At 65.3% G+C, this 17,191-nt stretch carries 19 protein-coding genes; 16 read left to right on the forward strand and 3 right to left on the reverse strand.

Features of this window, described 5'->3' with window-relative positions; genetic code table 11:
- Positions 1-146 precede the first annotated feature (146 nt).
- Entirely contained in the window at positions 147-920 is a 774-nt protein-coding gene (locus tag BLQ77_RS26865; RefSeq protein ID WP_089964147.1) for a hypothetical protein, read from the reverse strand.
- A 569-nt stretch (positions 921-1,489) separates the two neighbouring features.
- On the opposite strand from BLQ77_RS26865, the gene BLQ77_RS26875 reads away from it, so the two are divergent.
- From BLQ77_RS26875 to BLQ77_RS29565, 16 genes are all read left to right on the forward strand, one after another.
- Positions 1,490-1,819, forward strand: coding sequence for a hypothetical protein (locus tag BLQ77_RS26875; protein WP_131822078.1), 330 nt, complete (start codon positions 1,490-1,492; stop codon positions 1,817-1,819).
- Positions 1,797-2,462 carry a lytic transglycosylase domain-containing protein gene (locus BLQ77_RS26880; RefSeq protein WP_089964150.1) on the forward strand — a complete coding sequence of 222 codons (666 nt, stop codon included), beginning with the start codon at positions 1,797-1,799 and terminating at the stop codon, positions 2,460-2,462. Before BLQ77_RS26875 ends, BLQ77_RS26880 begins: the two co-directional genes overlap by 23 nt.
- Complete coding sequence (locus BLQ77_RS26885) at positions 2,459-2,779, forward strand: TrbC/VirB2 family protein (protein WP_089964151.1); 321 nt, start codon at positions 2,459-2,461, stop codon at positions 2,777-2,779. The genes BLQ77_RS26880 and BLQ77_RS26885 overlap by 4 nt, the downstream gene beginning before the upstream one ends.
- A gap of 59 nt (positions 2,780-2,838) precedes the next feature.
- Complete coding sequence (locus BLQ77_RS26890) at positions 2,839-3,114, forward strand: VirB3 family type IV secretion system protein (protein ID WP_165617223.1); 276 nt, start codon at positions 2,839-2,841, stop codon at positions 3,112-3,114.
- Entirely contained in the window at positions 3,104-5,476 is a 2,373-nt protein-coding gene (locus BLQ77_RS26895; RefSeq protein ID WP_089964153.1) for a VirB4 family type IV secretion system protein, read from the forward strand. Before BLQ77_RS26890 ends, BLQ77_RS26895 begins: the two co-directional genes overlap by 11 nt.
- The gene (locus BLQ77_RS26900; protein WP_089964154.1) at positions 5,473-5,706 is read left to right on the forward strand and encodes a hypothetical protein; all 234 of its coding nucleotides are present in this window, start codon (positions 5,473-5,475) and stop codon (positions 5,704-5,706) included. Before BLQ77_RS26895 ends, BLQ77_RS26900 begins: the two co-directional genes overlap by 4 nt.
- Before the next feature lie 49 nt (positions 5,707-5,755).
- Positions 5,756-6,847 carry a lytic transglycosylase domain-containing protein gene (locus BLQ77_RS26905; protein ID WP_165617224.1) on the forward strand — a complete coding sequence of 364 codons (1,092 nt, stop codon included), beginning with the start codon at positions 5,756-5,758 and terminating at the stop codon, positions 6,845-6,847.
- Positions 6,840-7,670 carry a type IV secretion system protein gene (locus BLQ77_RS26910; RefSeq protein WP_089964156.1) on the forward strand — a complete coding sequence of 277 codons (831 nt, stop codon included), beginning with the start codon at positions 6,840-6,842 and terminating at the stop codon, positions 7,668-7,670. The genes BLQ77_RS26905 and BLQ77_RS26910 overlap by 8 nt, the downstream gene beginning before the upstream one ends.
- A 62-nt stretch (positions 7,671-7,732) precedes the next feature.
- Positions 7,733-8,218, forward strand: a complete 486-nt coding sequence (locus BLQ77_RS26915; RefSeq protein WP_131822080.1) for a hypothetical protein — start codon at positions 7,733-7,735, stop codon at positions 8,216-8,218.
- Positions 8,218-9,270 (forward strand): TrbL/VirB6 family protein, encoded by a 1,053-nt coding sequence (locus tag BLQ77_RS26920; RefSeq protein WP_089964158.1) that lies wholly within the window; start codon positions 8,218-8,220, stop codon positions 9,268-9,270. Before BLQ77_RS26915 ends, BLQ77_RS26920 begins: the two co-directional genes overlap by 1 nt.
- A 22-nt stretch (positions 9,271-9,292) precedes the next feature.
- Entirely contained in the window at positions 9,293-9,946 is a 654-nt protein-coding gene (locus BLQ77_RS26925; protein ID WP_165617225.1) for a VirB8 family type IV secretion system protein, read from the forward strand.
- A 2-nt stretch (positions 9,947-9,948) separates the two neighbouring features.
- A complete protein-coding gene (locus BLQ77_RS26930; RefSeq protein WP_089964160.1) occupies positions 9,949-10,686 on the forward strand; it encodes a TrbG/VirB9 family P-type conjugative transfer protein in 738 nt (245 codons plus the stop codon).
- Position 10,687: 1 nt separating this feature from the next.
- Positions 10,688-12,202: a TraB/TrbI/VirB10 family type IV secretion system protein gene (locus BLQ77_RS26935; RefSeq protein WP_089964161.1), complete on the forward strand. Its 1,515-nt coding sequence runs from the start codon at positions 10,688-10,690 to the stop codon at positions 12,200-12,202.
- On the forward strand, positions 12,202-13,206 hold the full coding sequence (locus BLQ77_RS26940) for an ATPase, T2SS/T4P/T4SS family (RefSeq protein WP_089964162.1): 1,005 nt from the start codon (positions 12,202-12,204) through the stop codon (positions 13,204-13,206). The genes BLQ77_RS26935 and BLQ77_RS26940 overlap by 1 nt, the downstream gene beginning before the upstream one ends.
- A gap of 401 nt (positions 13,207-13,607) precedes the next feature.
- Entirely contained in the window at positions 13,608-13,877 is a 270-nt protein-coding gene (locus BLQ77_RS26945) for a hypothetical protein (protein ID WP_089964163.1), read from the forward strand.
- A 41-nt stretch (positions 13,878-13,918) separates the two neighbouring features.
- The gene (locus BLQ77_RS29565) at positions 13,919-14,062 is read left to right on the forward strand and encodes a hypothetical protein (protein WP_224953726.1); all 144 of its coding nucleotides are present in this window, start codon (positions 13,919-13,921) and stop codon (positions 14,060-14,062) included.
- 127 nt (positions 14,063-14,189) lie between these two features.
- On the opposite strand, the gene BLQ77_RS26955 is transcribed toward BLQ77_RS29565, so the two are convergent.
- Both BLQ77_RS26955 and BLQ77_RS28950 read right to left on the reverse strand, forming a co-directional pair.
- Positions 14,190-16,151: a type IV secretory system conjugative DNA transfer family protein gene (locus BLQ77_RS26955; RefSeq protein WP_089964164.1), complete on the reverse strand. Its 1,962-nt coding sequence runs from the start codon at positions 16,149-16,151 to the stop codon at positions 14,190-14,192.
- A 20-nt stretch (positions 16,152-16,171) separates the two neighbouring features.
- Positions 16,172-17,191, reverse strand: a 1,020-nt coding sequence (locus BLQ77_RS28950) for a hypothetical protein (RefSeq protein ID WP_165617226.1), incomplete at its 5' end; no start/stop codon positions are given.

The raw sequence follows: 17,191 nt of genomic DNA on the forward strand, positions 1-17,191 counted from the left end.
CCCCCCCCGCTGAAGGTCGCCGCCTTCGCGGGGTTTCTTATTTGGGGGTGGAGAACTGCTCCTTTCCTGCCAAGCGCCGCCATCGGCAGCACGTCTTTCGTCAAAGCCCGCAACGCATATCGCAGGTCCGCGCCGCAGAGGCGCCGCTAGTAGTTCACCTGCTCGTAGCCGTAATTCCCCTGATGGTCAGACCAGTCCACAAAAACGGATCGGCCAGAGATCCTCGGACAGTCCTCGCCCCAGCCCTCGTCGCCGACGTAGGCATCGGGCAGCGCCGATGGGTCCGCGTTTCGCCAGTAGAACTCCCCCTGCTGGCCATAGCGACCAATGCGCACGCGGCTCAAGCGCCGGCAATAATTGTTGTCTCTGTCCACCGCGCGCTGGCGCATGTACTCAACGCTGTAGACGCGGATCGACCGCACGAAATCGAACGCCCGATCGCTGATATCAATGTCGGCGACACCGTTCTCGGATGTGTAGTCGGCGACCTGCTGCAAGAGGGCGCCCCCTACCGCACCATCTTTCAGCACCGCAGATATGAGCGCGTCCGGCGATAGCGCGCCTTTGCGCGCGCCAGCACGGGCGACCTCGAAGACCGACGGCGATGGGAGCGGGTGCGCGCCTCGGTCAAATGCTACATCGTAGAGGCGCTGCTCCGGCGCTCGCGCCGCGTTTCCCGGATAGGCCGCATGCATCGGGCAGCGCCAGATCTGCAGCGGCGGCTCGATGGGCCAAGGCGTAATCCGGCGGATGAACTCCGCCTTTGCGGCAGCGCACGGCTCAGAGGCAGGCCAACCGCCGGAGAGACACAGCAGGATCGCGCAGTCGATCTGATAGGCCCGCGCCGGTTGCAATGTCACGGACAGGCCGCCACCGAACACGACAGCAGCGGTCGCCGCAGCGCCGAGGAAATGCTTCATCGTCGAACTCCCGCAAAAGGTGTGTCGGCAACTAATCACATCACTTCCTGAATAGTCCATAGCGTTTCGCGCTTGATACATCACTATTGAATAGGTTTCTTATCTGGATGAAGGGCTTGCAGGCGCGCGTAAGCCTCGAGCGCTGCGTCAATGTCCTGCCGTGCCGTCTCTTCGGCGAGCTGGAGACACTGCAGGTAGCGCTGCGCCTCGGTGAAGTAACTCGAGAACTCCAGCCCAAGCTCGTCGCGGTACTCCTCGAGGACGTCTCCCGGCAGGTCCGCGGTAGGGACCGGCGGCGGCACACAATCCAGCGCTGTCGTTTGCGCAAGCGCGGACCCAGCGAGACTTGCCGCGACCAAGGCCGCTCCAGAGGCAGCGCACCGGCAACACCGGGTGGTATGTGAAAACACCCGCATCATGCTATATACATAACTATTGAGCACTTTTGCCGCTTGTAGAATCCGATAATTACGTATTGCACCAACATCTGTTTCACGCTACCCAAAAAGTGTGTATGCCTCCTCCACGTCACTCGACAAATCGAACGACCCCAAGAGCGAGGCAAGAAAATGAGAGAAGTTTCACCTGTGATTACGCTTGCGGGAGTGAGGGAAACCCTGGAAGCCGGTGGGACAGTCGAAGTCGAGTGCATCGAAGCGCCAGAGCGCGTGAGCAACCAATTCCAGGCCGCGTGGAAGTTCTACGCCGTTGCCGAGGTTGAAGGTCAGACGCACCGACTGCTTCTTGTCCACGGTAGGGATATCAAGACGAAGACCATCCGGACGCTGACAGGTCTCCTGTCCTTCGGCATGGATCTCGGCGTCTCCCCCATTTCCGTTCCGCGTCACGTAGGAGAGCGCGCGGTCTGGAAAACCTATGAGGACACGTCAAAAGACTAGACGACTTTGTGCCGCCGCCGCGTTCGCGGCGATTGCACCTTGGGCCCACGCCGAGGTCATCGACCTCGGGGGCCCACGAGACGCGGGGCGGGTCACCGCCTCGGTTCTCGACTTCGGCAAGCCGAGGGACCTCCCCTCTGAAGCCGCTTCAGCGCAGGCGATCTCTGCCTCCGTGGCACCCTCCCGTCCCGGCCTTTCGCGCCGTCATGGCACTGCTGAGGTCGAGCGCCTGATCTCGACCATCGCGCAAACCCACGCCCGCCATCCCGGCCTTCGCCGCGCGGGCATCTCCCCTGTGGAGTGGATCGCCCTCTTCCGAGCCAATATCGCCATCGAGAGCAATTTCCGGCAATCGGCCCGCTCACATGTGGGCGCGATCGGCCTTGGCCAGATCATGCCCGCGACCGCGCTGGCTCTCGGCGTCGATCCGCACGACCCGCGCGAGAACCTCGACGGGTCCGCCCGCTACCTCCTCATGCAGCTCGAAGAATTTGGATCGGTGCCCTTGGCGCTTGCCGCCTACAACGCCGGTCCGGATGCCGTCGCCCGGTACCAGGGCATCCCTCCCTACCGGGAGACACAGGGGCACGTTCGCAAGGTGCTCGACGTCTACCTGGCAACCATCGGTAAGGACCGCATATGACCACTCTCACGAAAGGGCTCGGGAGCCACCTCGCCTCCCTCAACTGGAAAGGGCTGCTCTTCCTGCTGCCCATCTTCGCGCTCGTCGCGGAACCCGCGCTGGCGCAGAACCTCGATCCGCTCGAGAACATGCTCGGCAACATTGTCGATGCGCTGACCGGCCCCATCGGCCGCCTGATCGCGATCCTCGCCCTCGTTGGCGCCGGCTACATGATGTTCACCGGCCGCCTGAACTGGCCGCTCTTCCTTGTCATCCTCGTTGGGGTCGTTCTCGTCTTCTCCGCCGAGACCATCATCGATGGCTTTTCCGCCACCTGACGCCAAGCGCCTCCTCGGCCGTTCGGGCCGGGAGGCGTTCCATCTTGGAGAGCATGCCGATGCAAGAGCATCCCCTGTTTCTCGGGCTGACACGTCCTCCCAGGTTCTTCGGTCTGCCGCTGGGGTATTTCATCAGCCTGGCGCTCGGCTCGGTGATCCCCTTCGTCGCCTTCGACGATGTCCGCTTCCTCGGCATTGCCCTCATCGCCTACCCGATCCTCTGGCTGGTCGCCGACCGGAACCCGCATCTCTTCCAGATCGTCACGGGGGTTCTCTCCACCACCCCGCGCACCCGGACCTACAAGCGGAACGGGGGCGATCGCTATGTCTCTTGACCGCCTCTCCGCCCTCTTCGAGGACAGCGCCCTGCTGCGCTCGGTGCTGCCCGACAGCCTCTTTGCCGAAGAGCCAGTGGCGCGGCACCTGCCCTATCTCTCGGCTCCCGAGGATGATCTCATCCTGACGCGGCAGGGTGATCTCCTCGCCTCCGCCGTCATCGGCGGCATCGACAGCTTCACCGCCGAGGCACCGGAGATCGAGGCGCTGACGCATGGCTTTGCCCGCCTCGTCGGCCAGCTCGGCGAGCGCTTCGGCTTTTACGTGAACAAGATCACCATCCCCGCGGATCTCGACCTCGCGCCCATGGATGAGGGTGGCTTTGCCGCGGAGATTGACCGGCGCTGGCGCGCGACGATTGCGGCCAAATCCCTCAAGCGCCGCGTCCTGCTGCTCACCATCGCCATGCGTCCGAGCGCCAGCCAGAAGATGGGGCTCGGCCGGGCCGTCAAACCCACGTTCGAGGCTGATCTCGCGGTACGCAAGGAGCGCATTGCCGAGGCCATGGGTCTGCTGCAAGCGATGTATCACGCCCTGGGGTTCCGCCGCCTGCGCGTCTCGGAGGGCGACTGGCTCGGCTATCTCGGCACGATTCAGGGCCAGGCGTTCCAGCCGATGCATGGCCAGCCGGGCCAGTTCCTCTCGGCCTCCATGACCAACGCCCAATACCTCTTCAAGGGCAAGCGCTTTGCCATCGACACTGGCATGTCCCGGCGCGTGGGCGCGATCTTCGGGGTGAAGGCCTGGCCGAACAAGTCACTGCCGACCGTGCTCGATGCGCTGGAGCTGCCCTACGACATCGTCGTCACCAACAGCTTCACGCCGATCCGGAACAACGAGGCCGAGGAAAAGATTGCCCGCACTGCCCGTCAGATGGGGGCAACCGAAGATGCCGCGCAATCGCTGCGCGAAGGACTCTATGAACTGCTCGATGACATCGCCTCCGGGCGCGGCGTTCTCGGCAAGCACCAGCTCACCGTCATGGTGACCGCGGGCAGTGAACAGGCGCTCGAGGAGGCCGCCTCGGAGGTCTGGCGCGCCGGGCAGGAGTCGGGCGCCACGCTGGTGCGCGAGAGCTTTGCCGCCCGCGCCATGTTCTTCAGCCAGGCGCCGGGCAACTGGCGCTATCGCCACCGGGCGGCGCTGACCACCTCGACCAACTTCGCGGATTTTGCCGCCTTCCACGCCGGCGCGCCCGGGCGAGACAAGGCGCAATGCCCTTGGGGTGAGACCATCACCGTCCTGCCCTCGGTGTCGTCCTGCCAGTACCGGTTCAATTTCCACGAACCGGGCTCGCGTTCCGCCGAGCCCTCCGGTGGGCACACGCTGGTGCTGGGGCGCCCGGGCTCGGGCAAGACGCTCGGCACCGCGTTCCTGATGGCCCAAGCCCGCCGCGTCGGGGCGCGCATCGTGGTCTTCGACAAGGACCTCGGCCTCGAGATGGCGATGCGCGCCATGGGTGGTACGTACAGCACGGTGCGCATCGGCCAGCCCACGGGCTTCAATCCCTTCCTCACCGAGACCGATAGCCGCGGCGCGGCCTGGCTCACCGATTGGACCGCCGACATCCTCTCGCGGAGCGGCCGACCGCTCGAGACCTTCCAGACCGTGGCGCTGAATGACGCCATCCGCCGGGTGGTGGCGGCCGAGCCCGAGCTCCGCAGCTTCTCGGCCCTGGCCTCGGCGGTGAACCAGACCGACGATGACGGAGATTTGGTAGCCCGGGTCCGCGAGTGGACCGCGGCGGGCCGCTTCGGCTGGCTCTTCGACGAGGAGGCCGAGACCGGCATTCAAATCGGCGAGGATGTCGTCGGCATCGACATGAGCGAGCTTCTCGATCTCGGGACCGAGCGCACCGCGCTTCTGGCCTACCTCTTTCGGCGGATTGAGCGCGTCATTGAGGACCGGCGGCCGACCATCCTCGTCATCGACGAAGCCTGGAAGATGCTGAACGACGAGATGTTCGTGAAGCGCCTGCAGGAATGGCTGGTCACCATGCGCAAGAAGAACTGCGTGGTGATGATGCTGACCCAGACCCCCGGTCATCTCGCGCAGTCGAGCGTCGGCTCGATCATCTCCGAGATGGTCTCGACGCAGATCCTGTTTCCGAACCCGGCGGCCCATCCCGAGGACTATCGCGTCCTCAAGCTCAATGACCGCGAGGCGGAGTTTGTCTCGCAGAGCACCGGCGGGCTGCGTCTCGCGCTGCTGCGCTCGGCCGGCGACAGCCTATTCGTCAACTTCGACCTCTCCGGCCTTGGTCCGGATCTCGTCACCGTTCTCGGCGGCGGGGCCAGGGGCGAAGACCGCGCACCCTTCGAATGGCGCCGCAATCCCGACTTCTGGAAGGACATGGCATGACAAAGCTCCTCCCCACCGCTGCCCTGATGCTGGCCCTCGCCGGCTGCGCCGGCGGCGTTTCGACCGGGCGCAAGTCGCCCTGCGCCGGCACGTTCCGGACCGAGGGCAGCTACGCGGTCATCCCGGCCACGGCGACACGCGGGGCCGTGGTGAGCCGGGGCGCCGCCTCCCCTGTCCAAATGAGCTTTGCCGCGGAGCGCGCGAATGATTGCCAGTTCTCCCCGCTCTAAGCGCATGCCGAGACCCAAGGCGGCGCGGACCGGGGCGGCAGGACTTGGCATGGCCGGGCTGATGCTCGCCACAGCCTCCACCCCCAGCGCTCTGGCGCAGGGCGTGCCAATCGTCGACGACTCGAACCTCGCCAATGCGATCTCTCGGCTCTCCGAGGGCGAGCGCGACTTTGCCAGGCAGCAGGAAAAGCTTGGCCACCGCGCAGAGCAGCAGGATCTGCACCAGAAGCAGCTCGAGGCCTACGCGCGGTTCCTCGAGCAGACGACGGGCACGACCGATGTCTCCGGCTTCGAGGATGGCGCGGGTGGGTTCCCAAGCGCCGATGAGACCTACCCGGTGACCGAGGAAGACAGCGCCAATGCGCAGCGGCTCTTTGGCGAAGACGCCAGCGTCGAGCAGATGATCATCGAGACCGCCGCGAAATACGAAACCCATGCCGGTGTCGGCGCGGCGGGCCTGACCCCGCTGACCTGGCGCATCCTGTTCCAGTCCCTCATCAAGCAGGAGAGCCGCTTCAACAACGCCGCGGTCTCGCATGTGGGCGCCATGGGCTTTTGCCAGCTCATGCCCGGCACCGCCGCCGATCTTGGCGTGGATCCACGCGATCCCTGGCAGAACCTCGACGGCGGTGCGCGCTACATTCTGGCCCAGCTCAAGTCCTACGGTCGGATCGATTTTGCCCTCGCCGCCTATAACGCCGGCCCCGGAAACGTAAACAAATACGGCGGCGTGCCGCCCTTCGACGAGACGCAGAACTACGTCCGCCGGATCCACGGGTACTTTGAGACCTACCTCGCACTCATCACCGGCAAGGATCAGACCGGCACCCTCGCCGGGGTCGATGGCGCCTCGGCGCAATGGGGCAGCTGGTCGGATGCCTCCATGGGCTACGCCGGGGAGGTGAACACCCAGATCGATCAAGCGATGCAGCGCATCTACGGGCTCCTGCAGCAGGCCAGGCCCGAGACCGAAAAGCAGGCGGTCGATCACAACACCTACATGATGGCCGAGCGCGCCCGGCTCATGGCGCTGACCCTGCGCCTGCGCGCCGCGCAGGTGAAGGTCGAGGCGGCCCGCGGCATGTCCGACGCCGCCCAGGGGCTGCAGGCCACGAACTTCTGGGAGTATCACGATGAGTAGACGGACCGCTCGCACGGCCCTGCACCGTTTTGCCTTCTGCGTTGGAACGGCCAGCGCGGCGACCTTCTCGCTGACCGAGCCCGGTCTCGCGCAGGGCGTACCGGTCATCGACGGCTCGAACCTCGCGAAGAACGTCGAGCAGCTGCAGCAGGCCCTGCAGGATGCCGAGAACCAGATCGAGCAAATCCAGCAGCTGAAAAAGCAGATCGAGCTGCAGATGGAGCAGATCACCAGCCTCGAGTTCATCGGGGACTCGCTGACCGGCTTCAATGACATCGCCACGCTCTACAACAGCGCCGAAGACCTGCGGGACCGCGCCGCCAAGATCACCGATCTCAGCGGCTTTGCCGATGATCTGGCCATGGGGGATTTCGACGCGCTGCTCGACAATCTCCTCGATGGCGACGTCACCATGGGTGAAAAGCACGCCGCCGAGCAGATGCGCGAGACGCTGGCCTCGGCCGGGCTGACCTCCGATCGGCTCTCACAGCTCTCCTCCTCGGAAAACCCGCAGGACAAGGTCATCGCCCAGACCGCCGGCACCAGCGCGACGGCGATTGCCGCGGCGCAGCTCTCCTACGAGGAGGCTGAATCCAGCCTCGAGCGGGTCAATGGGCTGGTGGGCGAAATCGCCAACCAGGAGACACTCAAGGAGAGCGTCGATCTCAACACCCGCATGGCGGCAGAGACCAACTTCATGCTCGGCCAGATGTGGCGGCTCAACGCCGCCGCGGGCCTCGCGCAGGGCCAGACCGGCGTGAACTGGGCCGCCGAACAGGCCAAGGAACGCAGCTTCTTTGATTACTCGGGCACCGCCGACTGAGCGGCACCCACGCGATCCCCCGCGACGAACCACAGGAGGAACACATGTTTACAAGGACCATCATGGCTTTGGCGGCGAGCGTCGTTCTGGGCGGTGCAGCCTGGGCCGAGGACTACGGCACCGCCTCGGCGCCCGAGCTGAGCGCGGCGGCCATCGCGGCGGTGGAGGCGGAAGATGCCGATGAACTGCTGGCGGTCATGCAGGAGATGCAGAGCCGCAGCATGTATTTCTTCGAAGGCGACGAGGCGCTCTGCCGCCGGGAACCGCCGAAGGTCGGACTGCTCGCCAAACCAGGGTTCAACTTTGGCACGGCGCGCACCGCCTATCAGACCTTCAACAAGGCCCAGCGCCTCGAAGAGCAGACCTGCACCTGCCCGCAGGCCGCGCGCTCCTTCGAGGAGTTCTCGGTCGAATTCCTGGGGGTGATGCCCGAGGACATCTCCGAGACCGAGATGGCGAAGCTGCGCGAGTACAATATCGCGAACAAGAACAGCGTTTACGCTGAATATCGAGATTTTCGGAATGAATCCTGCCGGGACGCGCCCTGATGGCCATCATTGCAGATGTCCTGTCGGCGGTGGATAGGACGGCCGCGTCTGTTGGCGCCGCGGCCTACAATGAAGTGGCCGACTCGGTCATCCCGGTCTTCCGTGTCGGGGCGGTGCTCCTCGTCGCAATGACGGGGATCAACCTTGCCATCCAGGCCGTTCCGATGACGCTCCGCAACGGGCTGAGCCTCATCATGCGGATCGCCCTGGTTGCAATCTTCCTGTCCTCCTTTGCCAACTTCGATGCGATTTATGGCGTTCTGACAGAGACGCCGAGCCAGTTGGGCGGGACCGTGCTTTCAACCACGACGGGTGCGAGCGTCACGGACCTCTACCACGGTCTCGATACGCTCTACATACAAGCCCTCGACTTGGGCCAGGCGGTCTCCGAGAACGGCTCCTACATCTCCGGCGCCCTCGCCAGCCTGCTCATGTTCCTCATCGCAGCCCTGATGGCGACCATCTCGATCGTCGTCATCTGCGCCGCGAAGCTGATGATCGCGGTGCTGATCGTGGTGGGGCCCCTTGCGATCGCCTGCACGCTCTTCAAGCAATCCGCGCCGATCTTCGAGACCTACACCAAGCTGGCCCTTGGGTTCGCCTTCGTGCCGCTGCTGACCGCAGCGATGGCCGGCTTCACCATCGCCACCAGCGAGATGCTCGCGCCTGAACCGGAGAGCGCCGAGACCATTGGCGACATCATCGGCTTCGTGGTCGTCATGATGCTCGGCACCGGGCTCATGTTCATGGTCCCGACGATTGCGCAGTCCCTCGGCTCGACCGCCATCGGCCTCGGCCAGGCCGCCTCCGGCACCTACCAGCAGGCCAAGTCCCACAGCTACGGCGCCGTGGCTGGCGCCCGCGGCATGGCCGAGGGCATGACCGGGCGCAAGGAACCCAAATACGGGATCAGCTCGGGCGCCCGTCGGGAAGGCCATGCGGTCGGCACCGCGATCGCAAGCGCCGCGGGAGGCGCGCCTGGCAGCGCGGCTGCCGCCGCCCGGCTCGCCGTGTCCCTGGCGCAGAAATCCGTCGCCAAGGGCGGCAAGTAATCGGCCCGCGAAGGAGGTTTTGGTGAAAGAACACAGCTTCGATACGGACATCATCATGGCCCCGCGCCGCAGCGAAAAGCGCGCCTGGATCGTCGCCGGTGCCTCCACCGGCGTCTCGGTCCTGATGGCCCTCTCCATCGCGACGATGATGCCGCTCAAGACGACCGAGGTGTTCACCGTGCTGGTGGATCGCGACACCGGCGCAGCCGAGCGCGTCATGCAGGTGCAGCCCACCGGCATCGAAGACGAGCAGGCGGTGAAGGAAAGCCTGCTGGTCTCCTACGTGTCGGACCGCGAGTCCTTCCTCATGGCCGGCATCCAGGAGCGGCTCGAAAGCGTGCAGCGCCGCTCGGCGGGCGGCGCCCGCCGCTCGCTGGTATCGCTCTGGAGCAATGACAGCGACAACGAGACCTACCCGCCCCGCCTCTATGGGCAGGGTGCCGAGGTCACCGTGCGGGTAAAGACCATCACCTTCCTCGAGCCGACCGTCGCCCAGGTCCGTTATGAGAAGACCCTGCGCACGCCGCGCCAGGACAGCGTCACCCGCCCCTTCGTGGCCGTCATCGGGTTCAAGTTCCAGCCGCGCGAGGAACGCGCCCTCGAGCGGGTCTGGGAAAATCCACTCGGCTTTACGGTGACCAGTTTCAATGTCTCGGCCGAGACGCTGGGAGGCTGACCATGCGCAACATCTTTGCCCTCACGTTCGCCGCCCTCCTTCTCCCCCTGCCCGCGCTGGCAGAGCGCGCGCCGCAGACCATGGGCCAGGACGCCCGCGTGCGCTCGGTCTGGTACAACCCATCGGACGTGATCCGCGTGGACACCAACCTGCGGACCAACACCGCGCTCGAGCTTGGACGCGGCGAGCGGATCGAGCAGGTGCTCCTCGGGGATTCCGAGGCCTTCGATGTCGAGGTCCTGTCGAACCGCAACACGGTCTCGGTGAAACCGGTCATCGGCAGCGCCCATAGCAACATGACGATCTACACCTCGCGCCGCGCCATTTCCTTTGTCCTCACCGAGGGCCGCAGCAACACCCCGACCTACCGCGTGGCGGTCAAATATCCCGACGATCAGCCGAGCCGACCCTCGAGTATGCCCAAGGCGGAGGGCACCCGCGACACCGGCTACGAATACGCCGGCGGCGGACAGGCCCGGCCAGTGGCAGTCTGGAACGACGGGCACGCGACGTATTTCGAGTTCCGCCAGGGGGTGCGGCCCTCGATCTTCGCGGTCGACAGCGAAGGCTATGAGCTGACGGTGAACTCGCAGACCCGCGGCCGGATCGTGCGCGTCGGCGGTGTGGCGGAGGCCTTTACCATCCGGATCGGCGACGAGGTGATCTGCATTCGTCACGTCCCAGGCGGCAAGACCGTGGACCCATTCATCCTCCGCAGCCTTGCCGGGAAGGAGTTCTGAGATGGCCGAGCACGAAGACATCGACGATCAGGCGATCGAGGAGAGCGGCTTCGAGGAGGACGGCACGCCGCAGGAAAAGGCCTACCGCGTCGAGCGCAAGCGCAGCCGCGCCGCGCTGGGGCTGAACTCGCTCGTCGGCAAGCTGGTCTTCGGCATCATCGCGGGCTGCCTGCTCGTGGTGCTGGCCTACGCCATGGTTGTCGGCGAAGAGGAGACCTCGCACGTGGAAACCTCCAACGTCACCGAATTCCAGGACGGGGCAACGGGCAGCGGCTTTGGCGCCATCGCGCCCGCCGCGACGCCTGAGCCCGAGGACGACGGGGTCGACTTCAGCTCTATCCAGGACCAACTCGACACCCAGCGTAGCGCCCTCGAAGAGCGCAACGCTTCGCTACAGGAACAGGTGCAGCAGCTTCAGAACAGCCTGGCCGATCTGTCCGGTCGCGCGGGCAGCGAGAACAGCGTCATCGTCGCGGACCTCTCCCGCGCGCTTCAGGAAGCCCAGGAGCAGAACGCTCAGATGGCGCAACAGATGCGCGAGGAGTTCACCAACCAGCTGAAATCGCTGCAGGCCGCCAATGAAGAGCGCATGACCCAGCAGGAAGAGACCCTGGAAACCCTGCGCCGCGAGAACCTTGCTCTGCAGACCGAGATCACCACCGCTAGCAATGACGCCGCGCAGGAGGCTCAGGACGCCGAAGCTGAGCGGCGGCGTCAAGCTGAGCGTGAGGCGGAGCTCGCCGAACGTCGACGCCAGCAACAGGAAGAGTTGCAGGCGCGTGTGGAGTCCGAGGCGGTGATCTACGACAGCGGCGCAAACTCGGATGGCGCGGAACCGGCGAGCGGCGGACCCGCGGGCACGCTCGGCCAGCTGAACCCGCGCGGGCAGTCGCGCGACAGCGCGCTGCGCGCCTTTGTCACCGGCGGCGGCGGGGCAACGCCGACCGAGCAGGCCACCGAAATTGCCAACCCCGCCTACACGGTCCTGCAGGGCACGATGATCCAGGCGAGCCTTGAGAACGCGGTCGACTCCTCCCTGCCCGGCACCGTCTCGGCCGTGGTCAATTACCCGGTCTGGTCCTTTGATCAGAGCCAGGTGCTGATCCCCTCCGGCTCCCGCCTGTTCGGCTCCTACAGCTCGGACATCGACATCGGTCAGGGGCGCATCCTCATCGGCTGGACCCGCCTCGTGACCCCCGACGGCCAATCGGTGCAGCTCTCGGCCTTCGGCGGCGACCAGATGGGCCGCTCCGGCATCAGTGGGCGCGTCGACACCCGCTTCGGCACCCGCATCGGCAATGCCGCCCTGATCTCGCTCGTCGGCGCTGGCCCCAGCATCGCCGCCGCACAGATCGACGATGACACCACCTCCGACATTGCTCGCGATGTGACGGAGGATCTCGGCGACGCCACCAGCTCGGCGGCGGCGAAATACGCCACCCTGCCCCCGATCATCACCGTCGAGCCAGGAAGCGCCATCACCGTCATGGTCGACCGCGACCTGGAGTTCTTCTGATGAACAAGGCTCCGCCGCGCGCGTCCTTCCTGGCAAGCTACCTTGCGCCTTTGAACCCCTGGCTTGGCGATCCGCGCATGGTGGAAGTGGCGATCAATCCCGATGGCGGGGTCTGGGTCGAGCGGCAGGGCGACAGCCACATGCAGCGGGCCGAAGGGCTGAGCGTCGCGCCGGCGCAAGCCGCGGACCTCGCCAAGGCGATCGCTTCTGAGGTCGACGTGCCGCTCTCGGCGAAAAAGCCGATCGTGTCGGGCAAGATCGCGCATGGCGGCGCGCCGCTGCGGGCACAGGTCGTGACGGCGCCGGTGATCGAAGGCGCGCCCTCGATCTGCTTCCGGCGGTATTCGCAGTCCAAGCTCGCAATCGGGGACATGAAGCTTCTGCACGGCGAACTCGTGGATCTCGACAAACGCCGGCGCGACCGGGCGCAGCAGGTGCGGGAGCTGACCGGCGCGGGCCAGGTCACCGAGGCCATGAGGCTCTGCATCGAAGACCGGCTAAACGTGGTGATCTCCGGCGGCACCTCCACCGGCAAGACCACTTTCGCCCGCGCGCTCCTCGGCATGGTCAACCCGCGCGAACGGCTGGTTACCATCGAGGACGCCTTCGAGCTTTTCCCGAACCACGCCAACACCGTGAGCATGAAATCGGACCGGCTGCCCGGCTCGGAGAAATCCCCCGCCAAGCTGCTGGAATCCAGCCTGCGGATGCGCCCCGATAGGATCATCCTCGGTGAGCTCCGCGGTTTTGAGGCCCTCACCTTCCTTGAGGCCATCAACACCGGCCACGGCGGGTCCTTTACCACCATCCACGCCGACACCGCGCTCAAGGCCATCGATCGGCTGGCGATGATGGTGCTCGGCACCGGCCTCAACATGAACTTCGAAGAGGTCCGTCGCTACTGCGCGCACAGCATCGATGTCGTGATCCAGCTTGGGCGCGAGGATGGGAAAAGGGGGATTGCAGAGATCTTTCTGCCGGGGATGGGGGCACCACGGTCGTAGGAGGCGGAGAATTCGATCTGACCTATCCAACTTACTTGCGGCGGCGCAGCATTGGTCAAGGAACTGGACCGCGATCAGGGCCTGAAGCTGGAACCGGCAGCATCGAGCGCAAGGCCGGTCAGGCGGCGGTTCACAAACTGGACGGGTTCAGCGAATATGATCCGTGCGAGGGGCTGATAAGCGGCCTCGGACCTCGGTACATCGTCAGGACCGCTCCGAAGGCATCGAGTGCGAGGACCGCAAGCCGTGCATGACCGAGCGCCTGAAAGACGTACTGAAACGGCTGGGGCTGGCGGGCGAACAGGAACGCGACGGTACGGAGAGAGAACACGCCGGACTTCGATCGTGGCGATGGGCATAGTCTGTAACGCAACTCGACAATGCAAACAGAGGAGATCGAAATGGGATACCAAGTGTTTAATGTGGGCGAGACAATCCTGCTAGACGGCGAGCCGCTTTCGCTGGTCACACCACACGGTGTCGAGAAGTGGATAGAAAAGGGTGTCCGGCACAGCCACCGCTATGACCAGGTGCGTGATCCGCGCGATGGCAGGATGAAATACCGTTGCCTTTACGAGGTGGAGGGGAAAGACGTGCCCTTCGTGCTGGTCAACGATCCCGGCACCAGCGATGGGCGCGTCGTCCTGTTCGATGACAAGCCGGTGTCTTGATCACGTGAGATCCCGCTCATGCTACAAGAGAGAATGTAGTGATGAGTGTGACGCTGGACGACAGCATCAAGCATTGGGCGGCGAAACGGAAGACAGCCCTGGTGATCGAGATCATCCAGAGCAAGGCAACGGTGTCGGAGGCCAGCCGGTCGTTCGACCTCACACCTTCGGAGATCGCGGGCTAGACCGAAGATGCGAAGGGCGGCGTGGAGATCTCCCTGCGCACCAACCCGTTCGACATCCGCGTGCAAGATGAGAAGCAGCTCAGAAACCTGCAGGAGGCCCATGGCGAGGGCAGGGCCCCGCCGTTTCCTAGACCTTTTCGCTCTCCTCCTGCTGGACACCCCCATCGGCATCCTCAAACTTCGCCAAATCCGTCGCCCCTTCGCGCTTCGGCCGCCGCCGGGACCCCGCCCCACTTTCACCCTCGCTCTTCCGCCCGGCCTCCGCCCGCGCCCGCATCTCGGCAAACCGCTCGCTGTACGTCTGGCAGGTCTCGACCGTCTCCTGCGCCTGAGTAATCTGCGCGAGGCTCGCGACCTTGCGCTTTGGCCTGGCGGTCAGCGGCGGATAGGGCAGCGCGTGCCCGTGCCGCGCCGCTTCGATCGCCGCGAAGTGCTGATCCTCGTAGTAGCGGATGTGGTGCGCCTGGATCGGATACTGGCCCTCTGGCAGGACCAGCACCTGGTCGAGCGGGAACTGCAGCAGCTTGCCCGGCGAGATCAGCGGCCGCTCTTCGTTGCGCCGGCTGATATTGGCACTGTCGTCGAGCTCCCGGATGCGGCTCTGACTCTCCGTCTTCGAGACGACCGTCTGCTTGCCGAGCATGTCCGACAGGACCGTGGCGGTCCGGTCATCCTGGGGTGTCATGAACACCTTGATCCCTGCCCCGGCCATGAGCGCGCGGCGCCCGGCCTCGCCGTAGAGCGAGGGGTTGTCGAGACCGGCGATGGACTGGGTGATGATGAAGAACCGCCCGCCGAAGGAGCGGATCGTCTTGATGCTGTTCTCGACCAGGGGCTGGCGGCCGAGCTGATCAAACTCGTCCATCAGGAACATGACCGTGTGCGGCTCGTCCGGTCCCGGCTCGGCCCGCTGCAGCGATGCGATGGCTTCGGCAAAGAGGAGCCGCACCAGCGGCGCCAGCGTCTTGAGGTGCTCGGCCTGCATGGTGATATAGAGCGTCTGCGCCTCGCAGCGGAAACTCGTCAGGTCAAAATCGCTCTCCGTTGTCGCCCGCACCACCGAGGGATCGTCCCAGAGCTCGAAGCCGGCGCCGCTGATCACCGAGCGATAGCTGTCGGTGATCTTCTGGCTCATCCCCGCCATCTCGGAAAAGATCGTCGCGACGATGGGAATGTCCGTCATCTCAGCATAGTCGCGGTAGGTCTGCTCGGTCTTGCCGCCCCCGCCGAAGATCTCCTTGGCAAAGCCGAGATTGGGTCGGCCCTGCTCTATGGCAAAGAGGCAGGCGGTAACGAAGAGCCGCTTGCCGGCCTGATAAAACCCCTTGGCCTGATCCCCCTCCACGACGAGGAACTGATCCGCCAGGGTGTTGAGCGCCGTGTATTGCTGGTCGGTCGAGGACATGGCCGCGATGCGCGCCAGCGGGTTGAAGCGGTGTGTTCGCGTCGAGGGCCCGCCTTCCGCCTCCACGTAGTCGAAGGGTGAGAAGTACCAGATCTTGTTCCCGAGCCCCTTCTGGCGATGGATCGACGTCTTCTCGAAGTTCTCGCCCTTCACGTCGAGCACGATGGCGCTGCCGCTGTGATGAAGCAGGTTCGGGATGACAAAGCCGACGCCCTTGCCGCGCCCGGTCGGCGCCACCATCATCGCGTGCGGGAAACGGCTTGGCGTGGCCGAGATATAGAGCCCTGTCGTCTTCGGCCGGGTCGTCTTGCCGAAGACGAACCCCTCCGCGCTGATCGGCGCGACCATCCTGTTGCGCCGCAGCTCCCGCCGGGACTGGAAATGCGCGTTGTCATAATTGGTGAGCCGACCGCGGTAGACCCCGGCGACACCCACGGCGACGAGGCCGAGCGCCACCGCCCCGTTGATGAGGCCAATCACCGTCAGCGCGTCGGGGTTGGCCTGCAGCGCAGGCCAGCTCCACCGCAGGAACCACGGCTCGAGCGGATCGAGGCTGTTCAGGCTCTCGCGGAACACGATGGCGCCGTAGATCGTGGCGAGCATGGCACCGATGTAGCCGCCGGCCAGCAGACCACCAATCACGGCGAGCGGATAGCGCCAGGCCGTGTCGAGATTCTGGATCATCGGATAGACCCTCCCTCTGCCTAGAGCTCGTGCCCGTCCTCGATCTCCGCGCCCTGCTCTGCCGCCAGTTCAGCTTGACGCGCCCGGGCCATGGCCTGGTAGGCCTCCACTGTCTCGCCCTCTCTGGGTCCATGCCCGGCCACGACATCGGCTTCGTTCTTCAGCTCGGCCGCGACGGCCGCCCGAACGGCAGGATCGCGGATCTCATCCTGCAGCGGCGTGCTGTCTCCCGCGAACACCTTCGCGAGGTCCCCATTGGACAACTCGCCGGCCATCCGATCGACGAGGGCCTCGATAGCGGGAACGTCGGACAGCTGGTGGTGCTTGTCCACGGTCAGCAGCTGGTCGAGGGCCAGATGCTCAACAAGATCCCGCGGCACCGCCACGCCGTCGACCATCCGATGTCCCTTCTCCAGCACCACGGTCAGACGCGCGGCGGACTCCTCGTCCAGGCTTTCCGCCCGACCGCGCCATGTCTCCGCCTGCGCGATGGAATGCTCCCCTTGCAACAGATACTCGGTCAGCTCTTCGGGAGTCGTGCCCATCTGTGCCACCACCTCGGGGTCTTTCGAGAACGCGCTGATCAGCGCGTCCCGCAGATCGTCCAGCGTTCTGTCGATCTTGCCGACACGCGGATCGTCTGCCTCCAGCCCGTCACGCACATGCTGCAGGGATGACAGGGTGAGGTTTGCAAAGAGATCGGCACCCGGCTCCGCAATCGTGGCGTGATCTCGGAAGAAGGGATCGGCCTGCGTCGCAGCCAGGAGCTCGGCGCTGGTGCGGGAGAACTCCGCCTCCATCCGCACGCGCTCGGGGCTGGCCTCCATGGCCTGGATGCTCTCCCAGGTCTCCCGCGCCTCGGCCAGCACCTTGTCCCGCGCCTGCACCATGGCCGCGACGGGATCGAAGCCCCCGTCCTGCGTGGGGGCGTGTGTCTCGGACGGCATCAGGGTATCGGGCTCGGCCATGAGAGAGCCTCCTTCTTCCAGGGTTTGCGCCGACGCGAAGAACGCCTGCGACAGCTTTTCCATGAACGCATT

This window comes from Salipiger thiooxidans (assembly GCF_900102075.1).
Classification (GTDB): Bacteria; Pseudomonadota; Alphaproteobacteria; order Rhodobacterales; family Rhodobacteraceae; genus Salipiger; species Salipiger thiooxidans.